At 37.0% G+C, this 16,762-nt stretch carries 15 protein-coding genes; 8 read left to right on the plus strand and 7 right to left on the minus strand.

The window, feature by feature from the left end; all coding sequences use genetic code 11:
* Positions 1-6 precede the first annotated feature (6 nt).
* On the minus strand, positions 7-1,359 hold the full coding sequence (locus IGL42_RS01350; RefSeq protein WP_002391510.1) for an aspartate kinase: 1,353 nt from the start codon (positions 1,357-1,359) through the stop codon (positions 7-9).
* A 186-nt stretch (positions 1,360-1,545) separates the two neighbouring features.
* Here IGL42_RS01350 and IGL42_RS01355 point away from each other — a divergent pair, with 186 nt between their 5' ends.
* From IGL42_RS01355 to IGL42_RS01365, 3 genes are all read left to right on the plus strand, one after another.
* Complete coding sequence (locus IGL42_RS01355; protein ID WP_002361151.1) at positions 1,546-2,232, plus strand: HAD family hydrolase; 687 nt, start codon at positions 1,546-1,548, stop codon at positions 2,230-2,232.
* 185 nt (positions 2,233-2,417) lie between these two features.
* On the plus strand, positions 2,418-4,154 hold the full coding sequence (ezrA, locus tag IGL42_RS01360; protein WP_002355233.1) for a septation ring formation regulator EzrA: 1,737 nt from the start codon (positions 2,418-2,420) through the stop codon (positions 4,152-4,154).
* Between the two features lie 126 nt (positions 4,155-4,280).
* Positions 4,281-5,426 (plus strand): cysteine desulfurase family protein, encoded by a 1,146-nt coding sequence (locus IGL42_RS01365; protein ID WP_002358363.1) that lies wholly within the window; start codon positions 4,281-4,283, stop codon positions 5,424-5,426.
* Positions 5,427-5,477: 51 nt separating this feature from the next.
* On the opposite strand, the gene IGL42_RS01370 is transcribed toward IGL42_RS01365, so the two are convergent.
* Complete coding sequence (locus IGL42_RS01370) at positions 5,478-6,170, minus strand: response regulator transcription factor (protein WP_002358364.1); 693 nt, start codon at positions 6,168-6,170, stop codon at positions 5,478-5,480.
* Positions 6,167-7,510, minus strand: coding sequence for a sensor histidine kinase (locus IGL42_RS01375; RefSeq protein WP_002385380.1), 1,344 nt, complete (start codon positions 7,508-7,510; stop codon positions 6,167-6,169). Before IGL42_RS01375 ends, IGL42_RS01370 begins: the two co-directional genes overlap by 4 nt.
* A 323-nt stretch (positions 7,511-7,833) precedes the next feature.
* Here IGL42_RS01375 and IGL42_RS01380 point away from each other — a divergent pair, with 323 nt between their 5' ends.
* From IGL42_RS01380 to IGL42_RS01400, 5 genes are all read left to right on the plus strand, one after another.
* Positions 7,834-8,811, plus strand: a complete 978-nt coding sequence (locus tag IGL42_RS01380; protein ID WP_002358366.1) for a DUF4822 domain-containing protein — start codon at positions 7,834-7,836, stop codon at positions 8,809-8,811.
* A 184-nt stretch (positions 8,812-8,995) separates the two neighbouring features.
* Positions 8,996-9,961, plus strand: a complete 966-nt coding sequence (locus IGL42_RS01385) for a DUF4822 domain-containing protein (protein WP_002361155.1) — start codon at positions 8,996-8,998, stop codon at positions 9,959-9,961.
* Positions 9,962-10,179: 218 nt separating this feature from the next.
* Complete coding sequence (locus IGL42_RS01390; protein ID WP_002397029.1) at positions 10,180-11,223, plus strand: DUF4822 domain-containing protein; 1,044 nt, start codon at positions 10,180-10,182, stop codon at positions 11,221-11,223.
* 173 nt (positions 11,224-11,396) lie between these two features.
* Positions 11,397-12,200 (plus strand): ankyrin repeat domain-containing protein, encoded by an 804-nt coding sequence (locus IGL42_RS01395; protein WP_002373191.1) that lies wholly within the window; start codon positions 11,397-11,399, stop codon positions 12,198-12,200.
* A gap of 51 nt (positions 12,201-12,251) precedes the next feature.
* Positions 12,252-13,463 carry an amidohydrolase family protein gene (locus IGL42_RS01400; RefSeq protein ID WP_010710833.1) on the plus strand — a complete coding sequence of 404 codons (1,212 nt, stop codon included), beginning with the start codon at positions 12,252-12,254 and terminating at the stop codon, positions 13,461-13,463.
* A 109-nt stretch (positions 13,464-13,572) separates the two neighbouring features.
* Here IGL42_RS01400 and IGL42_RS01405 read toward each other — a convergent pair whose 3' ends face one another.
* The 4 genes from IGL42_RS01405 to IGL42_RS01420 form a co-directional block, all read right to left on the minus strand.
* Positions 13,573-13,992 carry a type II toxin-antitoxin system death-on-curing family toxin gene (locus IGL42_RS01405; RefSeq protein WP_010710832.1) on the minus strand — a complete coding sequence of 140 codons (420 nt, stop codon included), beginning with the start codon at positions 13,990-13,992 and terminating at the stop codon, positions 13,573-13,575.
* Positions 13,989-14,228 (minus strand): AbrB/MazE/SpoVT family DNA-binding domain-containing protein, encoded by a 240-nt coding sequence (locus IGL42_RS01410; protein WP_002358371.1) that lies wholly within the window; start codon positions 14,226-14,228, stop codon positions 13,989-13,991. Before IGL42_RS01410 ends, IGL42_RS01405 begins: the two co-directional genes overlap by 4 nt.
* Before the next feature lie 100 nt (positions 14,229-14,328).
* Positions 14,329-15,141 (minus strand): alpha/beta hydrolase, encoded by an 813-nt coding sequence (locus IGL42_RS01415; RefSeq protein ID WP_010710831.1) that lies wholly within the window; start codon positions 15,139-15,141, stop codon positions 14,329-14,331.
* A complete protein-coding gene (locus IGL42_RS01420; RefSeq protein ID WP_002355248.1) occupies positions 15,116-16,708 on the minus strand; it encodes a PucR family transcriptional regulator in 1,593 nt (530 codons plus the stop codon). The genes IGL42_RS01415 and IGL42_RS01420 overlap by 26 nt, the downstream gene beginning before the upstream one ends.
* Positions 16,709-16,762: the final 54 nt, after the last annotated feature.

The following is a 16,762-nucleotide window of genomic DNA, read 5'->3' on the forward strand; positions in this document are numbered from 1 at the left end:
TTTTCATTAATCATGGAAGAACGTCCGATATAAGGCTTTGATGGCTTTTTCTTCTTGTTCTTTTTTGATACCAAACATAATACTTACTTCCGAAGATCCTTGGTTAATCATTTCTAAGTTGATTTTTTCTTTGGCTAACGCCATTGTACTTTCAGCAGTAACCCCAATTCGTTGGCGCATGCCTTCCCCGACAATCATAATCATGGAAAGGTGATGCGTGATGCGTAACTCATCAGGCGCTAAAACTTCTTGGAGTTGGGCCATCAGTCGATTTTCAATTTCAGTTGTTAACTGGTCTTCTCTTAAAACAATCGTGATGTCATCAATTCCTGAGGGCATATGCTCATAGCTTAAGGCTAATTTTTCTAGTACTTCTAAAAGCCGTCGCCCAAAACCTAACTCTCTATTCATTAAATACTTACTAATGTAAATACTTGCGAACCCTTGATCACTAGCAATTCCTACAACAGGGGCATGCTTCACTTTGCGAGAGGTGGTAATTAGGGTGCCAGGATGATGTGGGTTGTTGGTATTTTTGATAACGACTGGAATATTTGCGCGATAGGCAGGCATTAAGGCTTCGTCGTGGAGGACGGCAAATCCTGCATAAGCTAACTCCCGCATTTCTCTATAGGTCAATTCTTGAATCGTTTGAGGCTGTTCAATAATTCCAGGATGGGCGACATAAATTCCGTCCACATCGGTAAAGTTTTCATACAAATCTGCTTGAACACCTGCGGCAACAATGGACCCTGTGATATCGGAACCGCCACGAGAAAAAGTACAAATTTCGCCGGCTTCTGTATAACCAAAGAAACCTGGAATAACCAAGATTTGTTGAGTCTCACGATAGACACTAATTTTCTCTAAAGCTTTTGGTAAAATGCGAGCATTGCCTGGTTCAGGTGTCACCAGGAGACCCAATTCTTTTGGACTAATGTAGCGAGCATCTAAGCCATTTTGCTTGAAAAAACTGGCAACAACTTTTGCATTATTGTCCTCGCCACTAGCTAAAAAATAGTCAAATAAAAAAGCATTGTTTTCTTTTGGTAAAGTGGCTAATTGGCGAATCGAAATAGCAATATCAGCTAAAACTGCTTTATCCAAGTGTAATTCATCGAAAAGATCTTCATAACGACGAATGATGGCAGAGATTGTCGATTCAATTTCCTCATTATTTAAGTAGCGCTGATAGTATTGAATCAATAAATCAGTCACTTTAATATCTTGCGGGGTTCGCTTTCCAGGAGCGGATACAACGACAAACGTTCGGCGCGGCTCTTCCTTGACGATTTGTAAGACTTTCTGTAACTGTGGTGCTGATGCTAGCGAGCTACCGCCGAATTTAACTACGTTCACGTTTATCACTCCTGTTTTTAATTATTTTCTCATTTGTAGATTAGTAAAAGGATACCGAAAAACATTTAGAAAAGCAACCACTTATTTTCAGAAAGTTAGGAAATCATGAAAATATTTGTTCTTCATTTTTCCTTAAAATTTTGTTAAACTGTAAAGATATGAGTCGTAACGAAGGAGTTAAATAGTATGACAGAATCCAAAACTGCCATTATTTTTGATATGGACGGTGTCCTAGTAGATAGCGAAGCTTATTATTATGAGCGACGTAAAGCATTTTTAGCGGAATTTGATTTGACCATTGAGGGCCTAACCTTGCCGGAATTAGTCGGTGCGGATATGCGTTCATTATGGCAAAAGATTGAACAAGTCAACAAAAAAGAGCTAGATATTGCTTTTTTAAATGAACAATACATAGCCTATAAAAAAGCGCATCCGATAGATTATTTAGCTGTGCTTGATGAAAACGCGAAACGTGTTTTACAATTTTTAAAAAGACAAGGCTATAAAATCGGATTAGCTTCTTCTTCCACAAAAGACGCAATTGAAGAGGTTTTGACAGTGGGGCAATTAAGTAGTTATTTTGATGCGGTCGTGAGTGGGGAAGATTTCGAAGAAAGTAAACCGGCGCCGGATATTTATCTGCACACGTTACAAGAATTAGCTGTTGCGCCACAGGAATGTATAGCCATTGAAGATTCAGAAAAAGGCATTGCCTCTGCCAAAGAAGCTGGGCTAGAAGTTTGGGCTATGCGCGATGAACACTTTGGGATGGATCAAAGTCAAGCGGATGCCATCTTAACACAACTAAGTGATATTTGTAAAAAAATTAGTGAAAATCGGATCGATGAAAGCAGTGAATCAACCCCTTCGTAAGAAGATCGCGGGTTTTCTTAAAAAAGTTTGTTATAACTAGTGAATGAATATACAGTTTGTGCTATAATTTTCTATAGGTATTTCTGCAAGAATGCCCTTTTTCAAGGGTCAGGAACAATAGATAACCGTGTGAAGAGAACAAACAACCTTTCTTTTATTATAGAAAAATTATCGGAGGAGCCAAAATGAAGAATAATTGGATTATCATTTTAGTACTAGTAATCGTTATTATTGCTGCGGTGCTATACTTAATTGGTTATTTTATGCGCAAAAAAAATCAAGAACAATTAGATGAATTAGAAGTTCGTAAAGAAGCCCTGTTTGACTTGCCAGTCTTTGAAGAAATCGATGACATTAAAAAAATGCATCTAGTTGGACAGAGTCAAAATAGTTTCCGTGAATGGAATCAACGTTGGGTAGAACTATCGACGCGTTCTTTCGCCGAACTAGAGAGTCAAATTTATGAAGTCGAAAATCAAAATGAAATTTTCCGTTTCATGAAAGCGAAGAAAGCAGTCGTGGAAGCGAATGAAACGATGACCGAAATGGAAGCCGAAGTGGAAGTCATTCGTAATGGCTTGAAAGAATTACGTGAAAGTGAAGAGCGCAATTCATTAGAAGTTCAAAAAGCTTTGGATGTCTATGAAGAATTAAGTAAATCACTAAAAGATGATAAAGCTAGCTTTGGTCCAGCTTACTCCGAAATCCAAAAACAATTAAGAAACGTCGAAATTGAATTCACACAATTTGTCACACTAAATACATCGGGGGACCCAATCGAGGCTCGAGAAGTCCTAGAAGATGCAGAACGTCATACGTATGAATTGGAAGACTTAATGAAACGGATTCCACCAATGTATGAAGAATTAAATGAAACTTTCCCAGATCAATTAAAAGAAATCGAAGAAGGCTACAACCAATTATTAGCTGACGATTATGTGTTCCCTGAACAAAACTTTGCTGAAGAAATTCAACATGCGAAAAAACGTGTCGAGAATTCAATGGCTGATTTAGAGAAAACAGAGATTGCTGCAGTAGAGGTCGCAAATCGCGACACAGCAACGGCGATTGATGCATTATATGAAGTGATGGAACGTGAAATTGAAGCGAAGAAATATGTCGTGACCAATCAAAAAATTATTGACGATTATATTTCTCATTCCTTAAAAAATAACCGTCAATTAATGATTGAATTGGACCATGTATCACAAAGCTACACCTTAAACAACAACGAGCTAGGACGTAGTCGTGGCTTCCAAACGGAAATTGAAGAAATTATCCGCCGTCAAAAAGACTTGGAACCTCGAATGAAAGAACATACCGTTCCTTACTCTGAAATTCAAGCGTTCTATAAAGAATGCTATAAGATTTTAGATGATATTGAAAATCAACAATTAGAAATTGATGCTTCATTGAAAGAACTAAGAAAAGGCGAAAAGGTCGCCCAAGAAAAAGTCGACGAATACGAATTCCGTTTACGGAGTATCAAACGATATGTTGAAAAGCAACGATTACCAGGTTTGTCTGCTGATTACTTAGAATTTTTCTATGTGGCAACGGATCGAATTGAAGATTTAAGCCGAGCCTTAAATAAAATGCGCATTAACATGGATGAAATCAATCGTTTGTGTGACTTATGCGAAGATGATTTAGAGTTATTAGATAAGAAAACAAAAGATTTAGTCAATGCAGCAGCTCTGACAGAACAAATGATGCAATATGCAAACCGCTATCGTCATACTCACGAGAACATCCGAGCGGCTTTAGATAAAAGCATGTATTTATTCTCGACAGAATTCCGTTATCAAGATGCATTAGATGAAATTGGAACGGCATTGGAAGCTGTTGAGCCAGGGGCGTTCAAACGAATCGAAGATTTTTATTTTAAAAATATCAATAACCCTAATTTAACAGCAATTTAATTAAACAATCACTAAACAGAGGTTTGTCGACAGACAAGCCTCTGTTTTTTATGGCGTGGTGGTGACTTGAAGTGATACTTTAGAAAGTATATAATGGGAAAGAATTTTAAAAAAGAAGGGTGACAAATGATTTATTTTGATAATAGTGCAACTACACCGATTTACCCCCAGGCTTTAGATACATATGTAAAAACCAGTCAGCGGATTATTGGCAATCCGTCTAGCCTACATGACTTAGGCAGCCAAGCGAATCGGCTCTTACAACAAGCACGGAAGCAGATTGCGGAGCTAATCAATGTTTCAGCAAATGAAATCTATTTTACAAGTGGCGGAACTGAAGGAGATAACTGGGTTTTAAAAGGAACGGCAATCGAAAAACGAGAATTTGGTAATCATATTATTATTTCTGCAGTGGAACATCCAGCAGTTACAGAAACAGCGGAACAATTAGTCGAACTAGGTTTTGAACTTTCTTATGCGCCAGTGGATAAAGAAGGTCGTGTGAAAGTCGAGGAATTACAGAAATTAATTAGAAAAGAAACGATTTTGGTTTCTGTTATGGCAGTCAACAATGAAGTGGGAACGATTCAACCAATTAAAGAAATCAGCGAGGTTTTAGCGGAGTTTCCTAAAATTCATTTTCATGTAGACGCGGTTCAAGCAATTGGGAAAGTTAATTACTCAGAGTGGTTAACGGATCGGGTGGATTTTGCAACGTTTTCTGCACATAAATTTCATGGACCACGAGGCATTGGTTTTATGTATTGGAAACAAGGAAAACGTTTAGCGCCGCTTTTAACAGGAGGCGGGCAAGAAAACAACCAACGCAGTGGGACAGAAAACGTACCAGCAATTGTGGCAATGGCCAAAGCGTTGCGTTTGCATTTAGAGAACGAACAACAACGGCCGCAACATGTGGCGACATTACGGAGTTATTTATTAAAGGCGCTAGAAGAATTTCAAAATGTGACTGTTTTTTCACAAGATAATGAACATTTTGCGCCACACATTTTATGTTTTGCTTTGAAAGGGATTCGTGGCGAAGTGCTGGTCCATGCATTGGAAGAAAAACAGATTTATATTTCGACCACGAGTGCTTGTTCTAGCCGAAAAAAAATGGCTAGCAGCACCTTGTATGCCATGCATGTGCCAGGGGAATTAGCGACTTCCGCTGTGCGCATTAGTTTAGATGAAAGCAATACAATGGCAGAAATTGAACAATTTATGATTGTTTTCAACCAACTTTATCAAAAATTTTCTCGTGTAAATTAATAAAAAATAAGTTGGAGCCTAGAAATAGGCTCCAACTTATTTTTGCTCTCTTTATCGATTGAAGCGGTAGCCACTTCCCCAGAGTGTTTCAATTGGAGAGTCAGAAAGATTGGCTTTTTTTAATTTTTCCCGAATCCGTTTAATGTGAACAACGACAGTCGAAACCTCAGTATCTAAGGCATCAAACCCCCAGACACTTTCAAAAAGTTCTTCTTTATTCCACACACGGTTAGGATGTTCCATCAAGAAAACCAGCAATTTGTATTCTTTACTAGTAAAAATAACTTCATTTTCTAAAACAAACACTTTGTGTGCGGCAGTGTCGACAGCGATTTCATTGATTTTTAGTAATTGTGGTGGTTGTTCTGCGTTGCTTAACAATTGATAACGGTTCATATGGGCTTTTGCTCGAGCGACTAATTCATTGGGACTAAACGGCTTGATTATATAATCATCCGCACCTAAGCCAAGCCCACGAATTTTATCAATATCTTCTTTTTTAGCCGAAACAATCATGATCGGCGTTTGCTTTTTTTTCCGAATGGCACGACAGATTTCAAAACCATCCATAGTTGGCAGCATCACATCTAAAATAATTAAATCAAAGGGCTCATTTAAAGCTGCTTCCAATCCTTTTTTTCCATCATGTTCAATTGTGACAGTCATATCGTTAATTTCTAAATAATCTTTTTGCAAATCAGCAATGCTTGGATCATCTTCAATAATTAATACATGTGGTTTCATTTTTCATCCTCCAACAACGGCAGCGTAATTATCACGTTGGTGCCGTCTCCTTTTTTACTTGTGACAGTGATTGTTCCCTGATGATAGTCAATAATTTGTTTGACAATACTTAATCCCAAGCCGCTTCCTTTAACTGTTGGGGTTCGAGATTTGTCTACACGATAGAAGCGTTCGAATAAATAAGGTAATTCTTTTTTATCGATACCAATGCCGTTATCTGTAATGGTTAAAACTAAGTCTGTTTGATTATGCGTTAAAGAAATCGTAAAGGCTAGTTGTTCTTTAGTGGGATCCGCAAATTTAATGCTATTTTGAATTAGATTGGTAATCACGCGATTCATCTGCGTGGGATCCATTTGAACGTATAAAGCTTCGGTGGGAAGTACAGAAGTGATTACTAGTTCTTGTTCTAAACGGTATTCTTCAAGAATATGTGCAATAAAACGAGTGAAATTGGTCTTTTCCATTGTAAAGACAGCACGATCTAGGTCTAATTTAGAATACAAAAATAATTCTTCAATTAAATCATTGAGGCCTAAACTTTTTTCATGAATGACCGTTAAATAGCGCTGTTTTTTTTCTTCAGTATTGGCAACGCCATCCATTAAACCTTCAACGTAACCAATAATAGAAGTAATTGGTGTTTTTAAGTCATGAGAAATATTTGCAATTAATTCTTTCCGATTAGCTTCATATTTTTCGCGTTCCGCATTGGCTTCTTCTAAATCTTGCCACATTTGTTCAAAACTAAGTTGGAGCTGTTTGACTTCCGTTGAGACGGTTTGGTGGCTAGTTGGCGTAAATGGATTTTCTTTTTGGGCATCCTTACCCAATGTTTTAGTCGCTTTTTCTAATGCTTCTAATGGCTCGATAGTGGTTTTGGTTAAGCGCTTATTAATGAGCCAAGCTGCCGCAATTGCTACAAGGATAATTAACAAAATCATCCAGATAATCCAGCGTGTGAAGAATTCAAAAAGGCTGCTTTCGCGTTTCAAGACAATAAAGCTCCCGTTAGAACCATCTAAATAATGAAAATCGGATTTGACATAATGATATAGACGCCCTGCATTATCCAGTGTGCCAGTTGGCATAATATTATTCATTTCGTAGTTTGGAATATGTACAGACAAAGATTTTTCTACTAAATTATCCGAATAGTAAGGAAACCGTGCATTCTTTCGAATAATCACACTTAATCCTTTTGCCTCAATTGTTTGAATCGTTTCCTTTAATTCTTTACTTAAAGGCGTATCTAGTAATTTCGGTGACTTTTTTAACAATTGATCTAAGGCCAAATAACTTTCTTCTTCGTTAGCGGTCAATGGTCGTTGCTTATTCATCATTCGGTAAGCTTGGGGCAAACTGGGAACAGTCCCTAACGTGATGTAAGAAGCTAAGGATAAAACAGCTAAAACAGAGGCTAAAGTAATAATGATGGCACTAATATAAGAAATAAAAAAGCGGCGTTTAATGGTCAAAAGCGTCCCTCCTAGTGGTTTTAATCTATTTCTTACTTATAGTGTATTACAAGTGAACAAAAAAAAGCTAGTATTGTTATTAACTTTTTTTCATTTGTTTATAATTTGTTCATTTTTCGGCAAGTAGGAGTTTATAAGGCTTTGCTATTCTAAATATATCAAAAAGAAAAAGGGGATTACCAACCATGAAAAAGAAAAAAGTTTTTAGTGCGCTTACCTTATTAACCTTTAGTACGTTGTTGATTGCAGGCTGTGCTGGCGGAGCCAACTCTGCAACAGATAAATCAAGTGCAGCTAGCTCAAGCACTGCAGTCTCTAGTTCAGCAGAAGCAGCTAAAGAGCAATCAAAAGGACAAGAATTAACAGAAATTTTATCCAGTACTGATTGGCAAGGCACAAAAGTTTACGACAAAAATAATAATGATTTAACAGCAGAAAATGCTAATTTTATTGGTTTAGCAAAATATGATGGTGAAACAGGTTTTTATGAATTTTTCGACAAAGAAACAGGTGAAACCCGTGGCGATGAAGGCACATTCTTTGTGACAGACGATGGCGAAAAGCGTATCTTAATTTCGGATACACAAAACTATCAAGCGGTGGTTGATTTAACGGAAGTAACGAAAGATAAATTTACCTATAAGCGAATGGGTAAAGATAAAGACGGGAAAGATGTAGAAGTCTTTGTAGAACATATCCCTTATTCTGACGAGAAATTAACCTTTACGAATGGCCGTAAAGATTTAGAAACAGAAACTGGCAAGATTGTTACCAGTGAACCTGGGGATGACATTTTAGGGGCTACATTATGGAATGGCACGAAAGTTTTAGATGAAGACGGTAACGATGTTACTGAAGCAAATAAAATGTTTATTAGTTTAGCGAAATTTGATAATAAAACAAGTAAATATGAATTCTTTGATTTAGAAACGGGTAAAACACGTGGAGATTTTGGTTACTTCCAAGTAATTGATAATAACAAAATCCGTGCTCACGTTTCAATTGGTGACAATAAATATGGAGCTGCATTAGAATTAACAGAATTAAATGATAAACGTTTTACGTATACACGAATGGGTAAAGACAACAATGGCAAAGAAATTAAAGTCTTTGTAGAACATGAACCATATGAAGGAGACTTTACGCCAGACTTCACGTTCTAATTAGTCAATCACGAGTGGATGAAGCGGCCAAAAGGAAGTAAAGGATTCTTTTGACCGCTTCATTTTTAACAAAAAAATAGTTTATAGTTGTTTTTAATCGTTTATAAATTGTTCATTTTTCTGACAGTGGTAGTTTAGAATCGTTTGTTAAGATAGGTTTATCAAAGAAAAGGAGCGATGCTTTATGAAAAAGAAAGTATTAAGTTCGATTACTTTAGTAACATTAAGTACGTTACTTATAGCAGGTTATGCAAGTCCAGCATTTGCAGGTCATGCAGCCAATCCAAATAGTGCTACAGCAAATTTAGGCAAACATCAAAACAATGGCCAAACAAGAGGCGACAAGGCGACTAAGATTTTATCTGGCACGGACTGGCAAGGAACCCGTGTTTATGATGCTGCTGGTAATGATTTAACGGCAGAAAATGCTAATTTTATTGGTTTAGCAAAATATGATGGTGAAACCGGTTTTTACGAGTTTTTCGACAAAAATACTGGGGAAACCCGTGGTGACGAAGGAACATTTTTTGTGACAGGTGATGGCACAAAACGAATTTTAATTTCGCGGACACAAAATTATCAAGCCGTAGTGGATTTAACCGAAGTGAGTAAAGACAAATTTACTTACAAGCGTTTAGGGAAAGATAAACTGGGGAATGATGTTGAAGTTTACGTGGAACACATCCCTTATCATGGGAAAAAATTAGCTTTTACAAATGGACGTGAAGCATTAACCAATCAAACTGGCAAAATTGTGACAAATAAATCAGGGGATAAAATTTTAGGAACAACCTTGTGGAATGGCACAAAAGTCGTAGATAAAAACGGTAATGATGTGACAGCGGCCAATCAAAATTTCATTAGTTTAGCGAAATTTGATCCAAACACAAGTAAATATGAATTTTTCAATTTACAAACAGGTGAAACCCGCGGCGACTTTGGGTACTTCCAAGTGGTGGACAATAACAAGATCCGGGCTCATGTATCTATTGGTACGAATCGCTACGGTGCAGCGCTAGAATTAACGGAACTAAACAATGATCGATTTACGTATACTCGAATGGGTAAAGATAATGCTGGTAATGATATTCAAGTGTTCGTGGAACATGAACCTTACCAAGGCACATATCATCCAGCCTTTACTTTCTAAAAGTCTCTTGTCTTCTCTCTTATTTAACAAAAGAACGTCCCCCAACGTTCTTTTGTTTTCTCTTCCTCTATAAATAAATTGTTATTAGTTATAATTAAATATTATTATTAAGATAATTATAATGATTATTATTTAATAATTTGTTCATATTATGGACAGGTGGAGTTAATAACTACTTGCTATCCTTAAATTATCAAAAGGAAAGGGAGTAGTCGTTTATGAAGAAAAAAATCGTTGGTACAATTACGTTGTTGGCTTTAAGTGCGTTATTAGTTGGTGGAGCAGGAGGGGCTTTGACGGCAGAAGCATACGTTCCTCAAAGCGTAGACAATCCCAATAATTTAGGGGATTTACCTGAGTATTTACGTTCAGTTGGTATTAGACAAGATGAAGGATTATCAGAAAAAGATTGGGCTGGAACACGCGTTTATGATCGAAACGGGAATGACTTAACAGATGAAAATCAAAACCTATTACATGCAATCAAATTTGATGCAACCACTAGTTTCTATGAATTTTTTGATAAAGAGACTGGAGAATCAACAGGAGATGAAGGAACCTTCTTTATGACTGCTGGTATTACAGATGTTTCTCGTCTGGTACTTATCTCGGAAACGAAAAATTATCAAGGTGTATACCCACTTAGAACTTTATACCAAGATACTTTTACGTATAGACAGATGGGTAAAGATAAAAACGGAAATGATATTGAAGTTTTCGTAGAAAACAAAGCAACCTCAGGTCCAGTTTATGGTCGTCCGCAGCCATACCCCAATAATCGTCCCAGAACACTAGAATTCACGAATGGACGCCGTGCCATGACAGAACAAACAGGCCAGATTGATGTAAATCGACAAGGGGATGAAATTATTGGTAAAACTTCCTTTGATGGGACACCGCAACTTCTTTGGAATGGCACAAAAGTAGTGGATAAAGATGGCAATGACGTAACTTCGGCCAACCAAAACTTTATCAGCTTAGCGAAATTTGACCAAGATAGCAGCAAATATGAATTTTTTAATTTACAAACTGGTGAAACTCGTGGCGACTATGGCTACTTTAAAGTAGGAAATCAAAATAAATTCCGTGCCCATGTTTCGATTGGAACCAATCGCTATGGCGCTGTCTTAGAGTTAACAGAATTGAATGATAATCGTTTTACGTACACACGAATGGGTAAAGATAACGAAGGAAACGATATCCAAGTCTATGTGGAACATGAACCATACCAAGGAACTTTTAATCCTGAATTTACCTTTTAAGAACAAAACATACGAATGGAAACCAAAAAAAGTTTCGACTTCTTTTGGTTTCTCTCTTTTTAAAATAGAAAAACAGAGAAAGCGTTTTAATCGACAAATAAAAAAAGATTCGTTAGATTAGAACCACTGGAGAAAAATCTCATATTTCTCTCGAGGAAAGGAAGTTGAGCACAATGAACAAAAAAATTTTAATGGGGCTATTAAGTGTCGTGACCATTCCATTACTTGCTGCGTGTCAAGGAGGAGAAACACCCTCCGCAGCGTCAAAAAATAGTCAAACGGTGACTACTCAAAGTAGTGCAAAAACTGAAAGCACCAGTACAACCCGTTCGGTGGCTCAAACAACATCAAAAGAGGAAGTGAAAGAACCGATGAAGACCTATGAAGTGGGTGCGCTTTTAGAAGCAGCCAATCAACGAGATACGAAGAAGGTCAAGGAAATTTTACAAGATACTACTTATCAAGTGGATGAAGTCGACACAGAAGGCAACACACCGCTCAATATCGCTGTTCACAATAATGACATTGAGATTGCAAAAGCGTTGATTGATCGGGGTGCCGATATTAATCTGCAAAATAGCATTAGTGATAGTCCCTATCTTTATGCGGGAGCGCAAGGACGTACGGAGATTTTAGCGTATATGTTAAAAAATGCGACCCCAGATTTAAATAAGCATAACCGTTACGGTGGCAATGCGTTAATTCCGGCAGCTGAAAAAGGACATATTGACAATGTGAAGCTCTTGTTAGAAGATGGACGAGAAGACATAGATTTCCAAAATGACTTTGGCTATACAGCATTGATTGAGGCAGTGGGGTTACGTGAAGGGAACCAACTTTACCAAGATATTGTAAAATTGTTAATGGAAAATGGTGCGGATCAATCCATTAAAGACAATTCTGGTCGAACAGCAATGGACTATGCCAATCAAAAAGGTTATACGGAAATTAGTAAAATTTTAGCACAGTACAACTAAGTATTGTGTCCTTTCGGGAAGGAATAAATACAGGTAGGAGTGAAGGAAAGCATGAATTATTGGTTAAAAAATGTTCGAATTGAAACAGGGTATCAAAAAGAAGGTGACTGGTTATCTGGGACAGTAACCAAAGAAGTGGCAATTGAAGTAACAGATGGAGTATTTACAAAAATCATCCCCAATGAAGAATTGGTAGAAGAACCTGGGTTGACAATTATTGATGGTCACCATCAATTGGTTTTACCAGGTTTGATTGAAAAACATTGTCACTTTGATAAAAGTAAACTAGGCGTTCCGTGGTATCCAGTGACGCCAGCGAAGTCAATTGTGGAACGTGTCGAAGCAGAAATTCCTTATTTAGATAGTTTAGAACTTTCTTTAACAGAACGCGCAAATCATTTAATTGACTTAGAATTACCACATGGCGCGACAGCTTTCAGAACACATGTCGACGTGGAACCGATGACAGACTTACGTTATTTTGATGAAGTCCAAGCGTTGGCCCAAACGAAACCATTTGCGGTAGAAATTGTCGTCTTTCCACAGCACGGCTTACTGCGTTCAGATTCCGTTGAATTAGTTGATCAAGCATTGGCAAAAGGCGCCGATTTTATTGGTGGCGTGGATCCTTATTCACTAGATGGTGATTACAAAAAATCATTGGCTGAAACATTCCGCTTAGCAGATAAACATGGTGTCGGTGTGGATATTCATTTACATGACCGTCACGAAGCTGGGACAACAACGATTAAAGAAATTATCCGTTTAACGAAAGAATATGGCCTACAAGACAAAGTATTTATCAGCCATGCCTTCGGGTTAAATGATTTCATTGGTGAAGAACGTGCCGAAGTTTATGATGCTTTAGCAGCAGAAAAAATTCATATTAATTCCAGCGTGCCAATCACACCTAATACGATTCCGCCAATTATGGAATTGTTACGTCATGGAGTCAATGTCCATCTTGGTTGTGACAATATCTACGATTGCTGGTCTCCCTATGGTGATGGTTCATTACAAGAAAAATTGGCTCGTTTAGGTGAACTTTTTAACGTGAAAGATCAAGATGCTTTAACCCAATTATTAGGCTTAGTGACAGATGGTGTCACAACTTTAGACGAACAAGGGCAAGTAAATTGGCCGCAAGTTGGTGCTGAAGCAACTTACTTACTCACTGAAGCAGAATGTGCGGCGGCTTTTGTCGCTCGTCAGACACCGGTGGAAATCAGTGTGGTAAAAGGAACCACACTTTATCAAAAATAACAAAAAGAAGCGAGATTTCTCGCTTCTTTTTTTGTTATTAAATTTATTTGGATTAGACGCTTAATTTTACAATTGAAAACGACATCCATCTTATATTTCATTGATGAAATTAGTGAGAAGAAGTATGATTTAATTTAGCTCTGATTACTTTTGATACATCGTTTTTCAACTGATCAAAATCTGATCTATAAGTAGCAATAAAAACCAATAAATCAACGCCTTCTTGCGTATCTAATTGGAAATCATAACCGTTTAATTGTAAAAATAAGTCGGTTGCCATTACAGCTGTCCGTTTATTTGCATTGTAAAAACAATGCTTTGTTGCAATGTTAATCATTAAAATAGCTGCTTTTTCTTCAATTGTTGGGTACAGGTCAACGTCAAAGACGAATTGTGCTGGTTGGTTGCTAGCCATTTCTAATGCATTACGATCTTTGATGCCAATTTGTTCTGCGGGAGAATACATTTGGATCAAGAAAGTATTCATTTGAAATAGATCATCCGCTGATAAATAATAAATACTTTTCATTTAGTAACCAATTCTTTGTACAGCTCATTATGTTTTTGTTTTGAGTTCTCCATCATTTGTTGTAATTTTTTTTGATGTTCTGACATATTTTTTTTAACAATAATATCTTTTAATTTTTCTTCGTCTACATAAACGGTGTCTGTCGCAGTCGCACCAATGCTTTCTAGAAACTCTTTTGACAATGTCATAACAACAGAATTCCCAACTTTTCTAAGTTTTCTTTCTTTGATTTCCACTAGTAACCCACCTTTCGTATACATTGTATATACAGTATATCATGGATCATAAAAAAGTTTCTATCACAAGTCTAATACTTTAATAAAATTTCTTGATTGCTTATCGTTCCTTCAGCCAGCTATCCAATTGCTCAAATAAAGTGATGACCGAAGGATCGTTGGTTTGTTTTAAAAAATCATGTTCTAAATAGTAAACCGCTTTAAAGGTACTCTCAGGAATGGTCCGTCCGATTTTTTTGCTATAGCGGAACGGCACTTCTTCGTCTGAGCTGCTAGCTGTACTGAAACAAGGTGGAAAAGTTTTTAATGTTTCGTCTGACAGTGCGTAAGCAGACCAGTCCCCATTTTCTGGTAATCCGTAAAAGTGCGGCAATAGCGCTTGCTGAATACTGTAATGATACAGCAGATAGCGAGAAAGAAAAGGATCATCCCAAACAGGCTTCGTTTGGTCGATAGCAGCTATTTCTTTAGCGGAAATGGCTTGCTTTAATAATTTTCGTGGCTCTTTAATAAATTCTAAATCTGTATAGCCGTAAAAATTGACTAAAAATTGTGGCGTCAAATTTAGTGTTTGTAATTGTTTGGTTAACTGTAACATTAAATAACCGCCAGCGGAACGCCCGCACAAACCAAATGGCTGGTTTTGAATAATCTCTTCGTTTAACAATTGGAAGGTTTCTGTTAGCGTCCCTAAGATGTGATCGATTTTTGTATTTGGAGCCAACAAATAGTCCAGCGCTAAAACGGTATAGCCATTGCTTGTAAACAGCTCCTTCAGTTCTTCTGGTAAATCACTTTTGGTTCCATAAATCATCCCGCCACCGTGTAAATAGACGACATAGTTCGTTGGTTCAGTCGTAGTGGGGTAGATAGTAACTCTTGCGCCATTAGCGAGTGTTTGATTGTTTTTCAAGTGCACGTCTCCTCATCTTTATAATGTATGTGGCAATTTCATAATTTAACAATTGCAAGGGATTGGCTAAGTCAATATCAAGAAGTTGTTCCACTTTGTTTAAACGATAACGAATCGTTTTTGAATGAAGGAACATCGCTTCAGAGGTCTGTTTATAGTTGCGATTATTTTGGAAAAAACTGTACAAAGTTTCAAATAAATCGTAGTTGTTTTCGGCTAATTGATAAAGTGCGCGAGGAATTAATTCGTCTAAATTTTCCAATTGGTCTTCGCGGATAAAATTTTTAAATACCCCGATATCGGCTAAGGTGACAATTGGTCCGTTATAAAAAGTTTCATTAAAGCGCAGAATGTCCAGACATTCAATCAGTAGCTCTTTAATCCCTTCTCGTGATTTTAAACTGCTGACGGCAACGGTAAGCGTGTCGTTTTCTTCTAAAAGTTCAGCTAATAAACGACTTAATTGCAGCTTTGTAATTTTTCCATCACTTTCATTGAAGTTAAAAAGGACCGCCGAATAATTTAGCTGATCAAAGAAGATGGATTTCACACGCAGGGTACGAAGTAAGGCAATAATTCGTTCTTTCATGAGTTGTGTATTGGTGTCTTTGGTAGAAAAAGCAATCGCTTGGTAAGAATCTAGCTCTTGCATTTGCACTTCACGAAGCAAACTGTTTAGCTCGTCAGGATTTTGCGGTGTATTTTGTAAAATAGCATCCGCTAAGTTGTTCAAACGAGTATACCGTTCTTTTTTTAACAAATTTTCGGTATTGAATTTTTCTTGTAAGACATCAATCGCATTTTCGATAATCACTAAATCCGTTTCTTTAACCTTTTCATCTTGTAAATAAACCAGAAGTAAACAATTAGTGGAATAACTATTGAAAATAGAAACTTCTAGTGCCAACTGTTTTTTGGGGTTGGCATGAGAATAAAGTGTTAAAAGAGAATAATCATTTTTAGTGAACTCACTGTTTTTTAGTTTTTCTCTTGAGAGCACAATCGCATCATGGGGTAAGTCGCCATCGCTAATTTCCAGATGTTTATCCAACATTTTTAAAGCGAAGGGTAATTTAATGATGTCATAAAATTCTTGCATAATCGTCTCAACCGTTGGGTAGTGGCGCTCTAATTTGGTGAAACGTTGGCGCACATCGTAATACGTACGTAAGACATGCGACTGATAATTCAACAAAGGCTCGTAAATCGTAAACAGAATTTTTTCATAGCTAATGTCTTGTGTGATTTTAATTAAAGGAATTTCATAATTGAAACATAATTCGATAAACCACTCTGGAATCATTTTAATGAATCGATCTGTTTTCAAAATTAAGCCGCTGATGCCAATTCGGCGCATCTTTACGAAAAAATTTTCCAACTCTTTTTCGGGTAGATCATGCAATGCGTAGAAAGAAGTCAAAATTAACTGATTCTTTCTACTCCAGTTCTCGATATCAATCGCTTCTAAGACCATTGCCGAGTCAACTTCATTGTCTAAACCAATCTCTTTCGTCAAAATTTTACCTTTTTTTAAGTCACCTATCGATAATAACTCTCTTAATTTCATCGTTTTCTCCTTTTTTCCTCTTATGGATAAAAATTATACCATTTTTTTAGAATT

The organism is Enterococcus sp. DIV0712, from assembly GCF_050554855.1.
GTDB lineage: Bacteria > Bacillota > Bacilli > Lactobacillales > Enterococcaceae > Enterococcus > Enterococcus faecalis.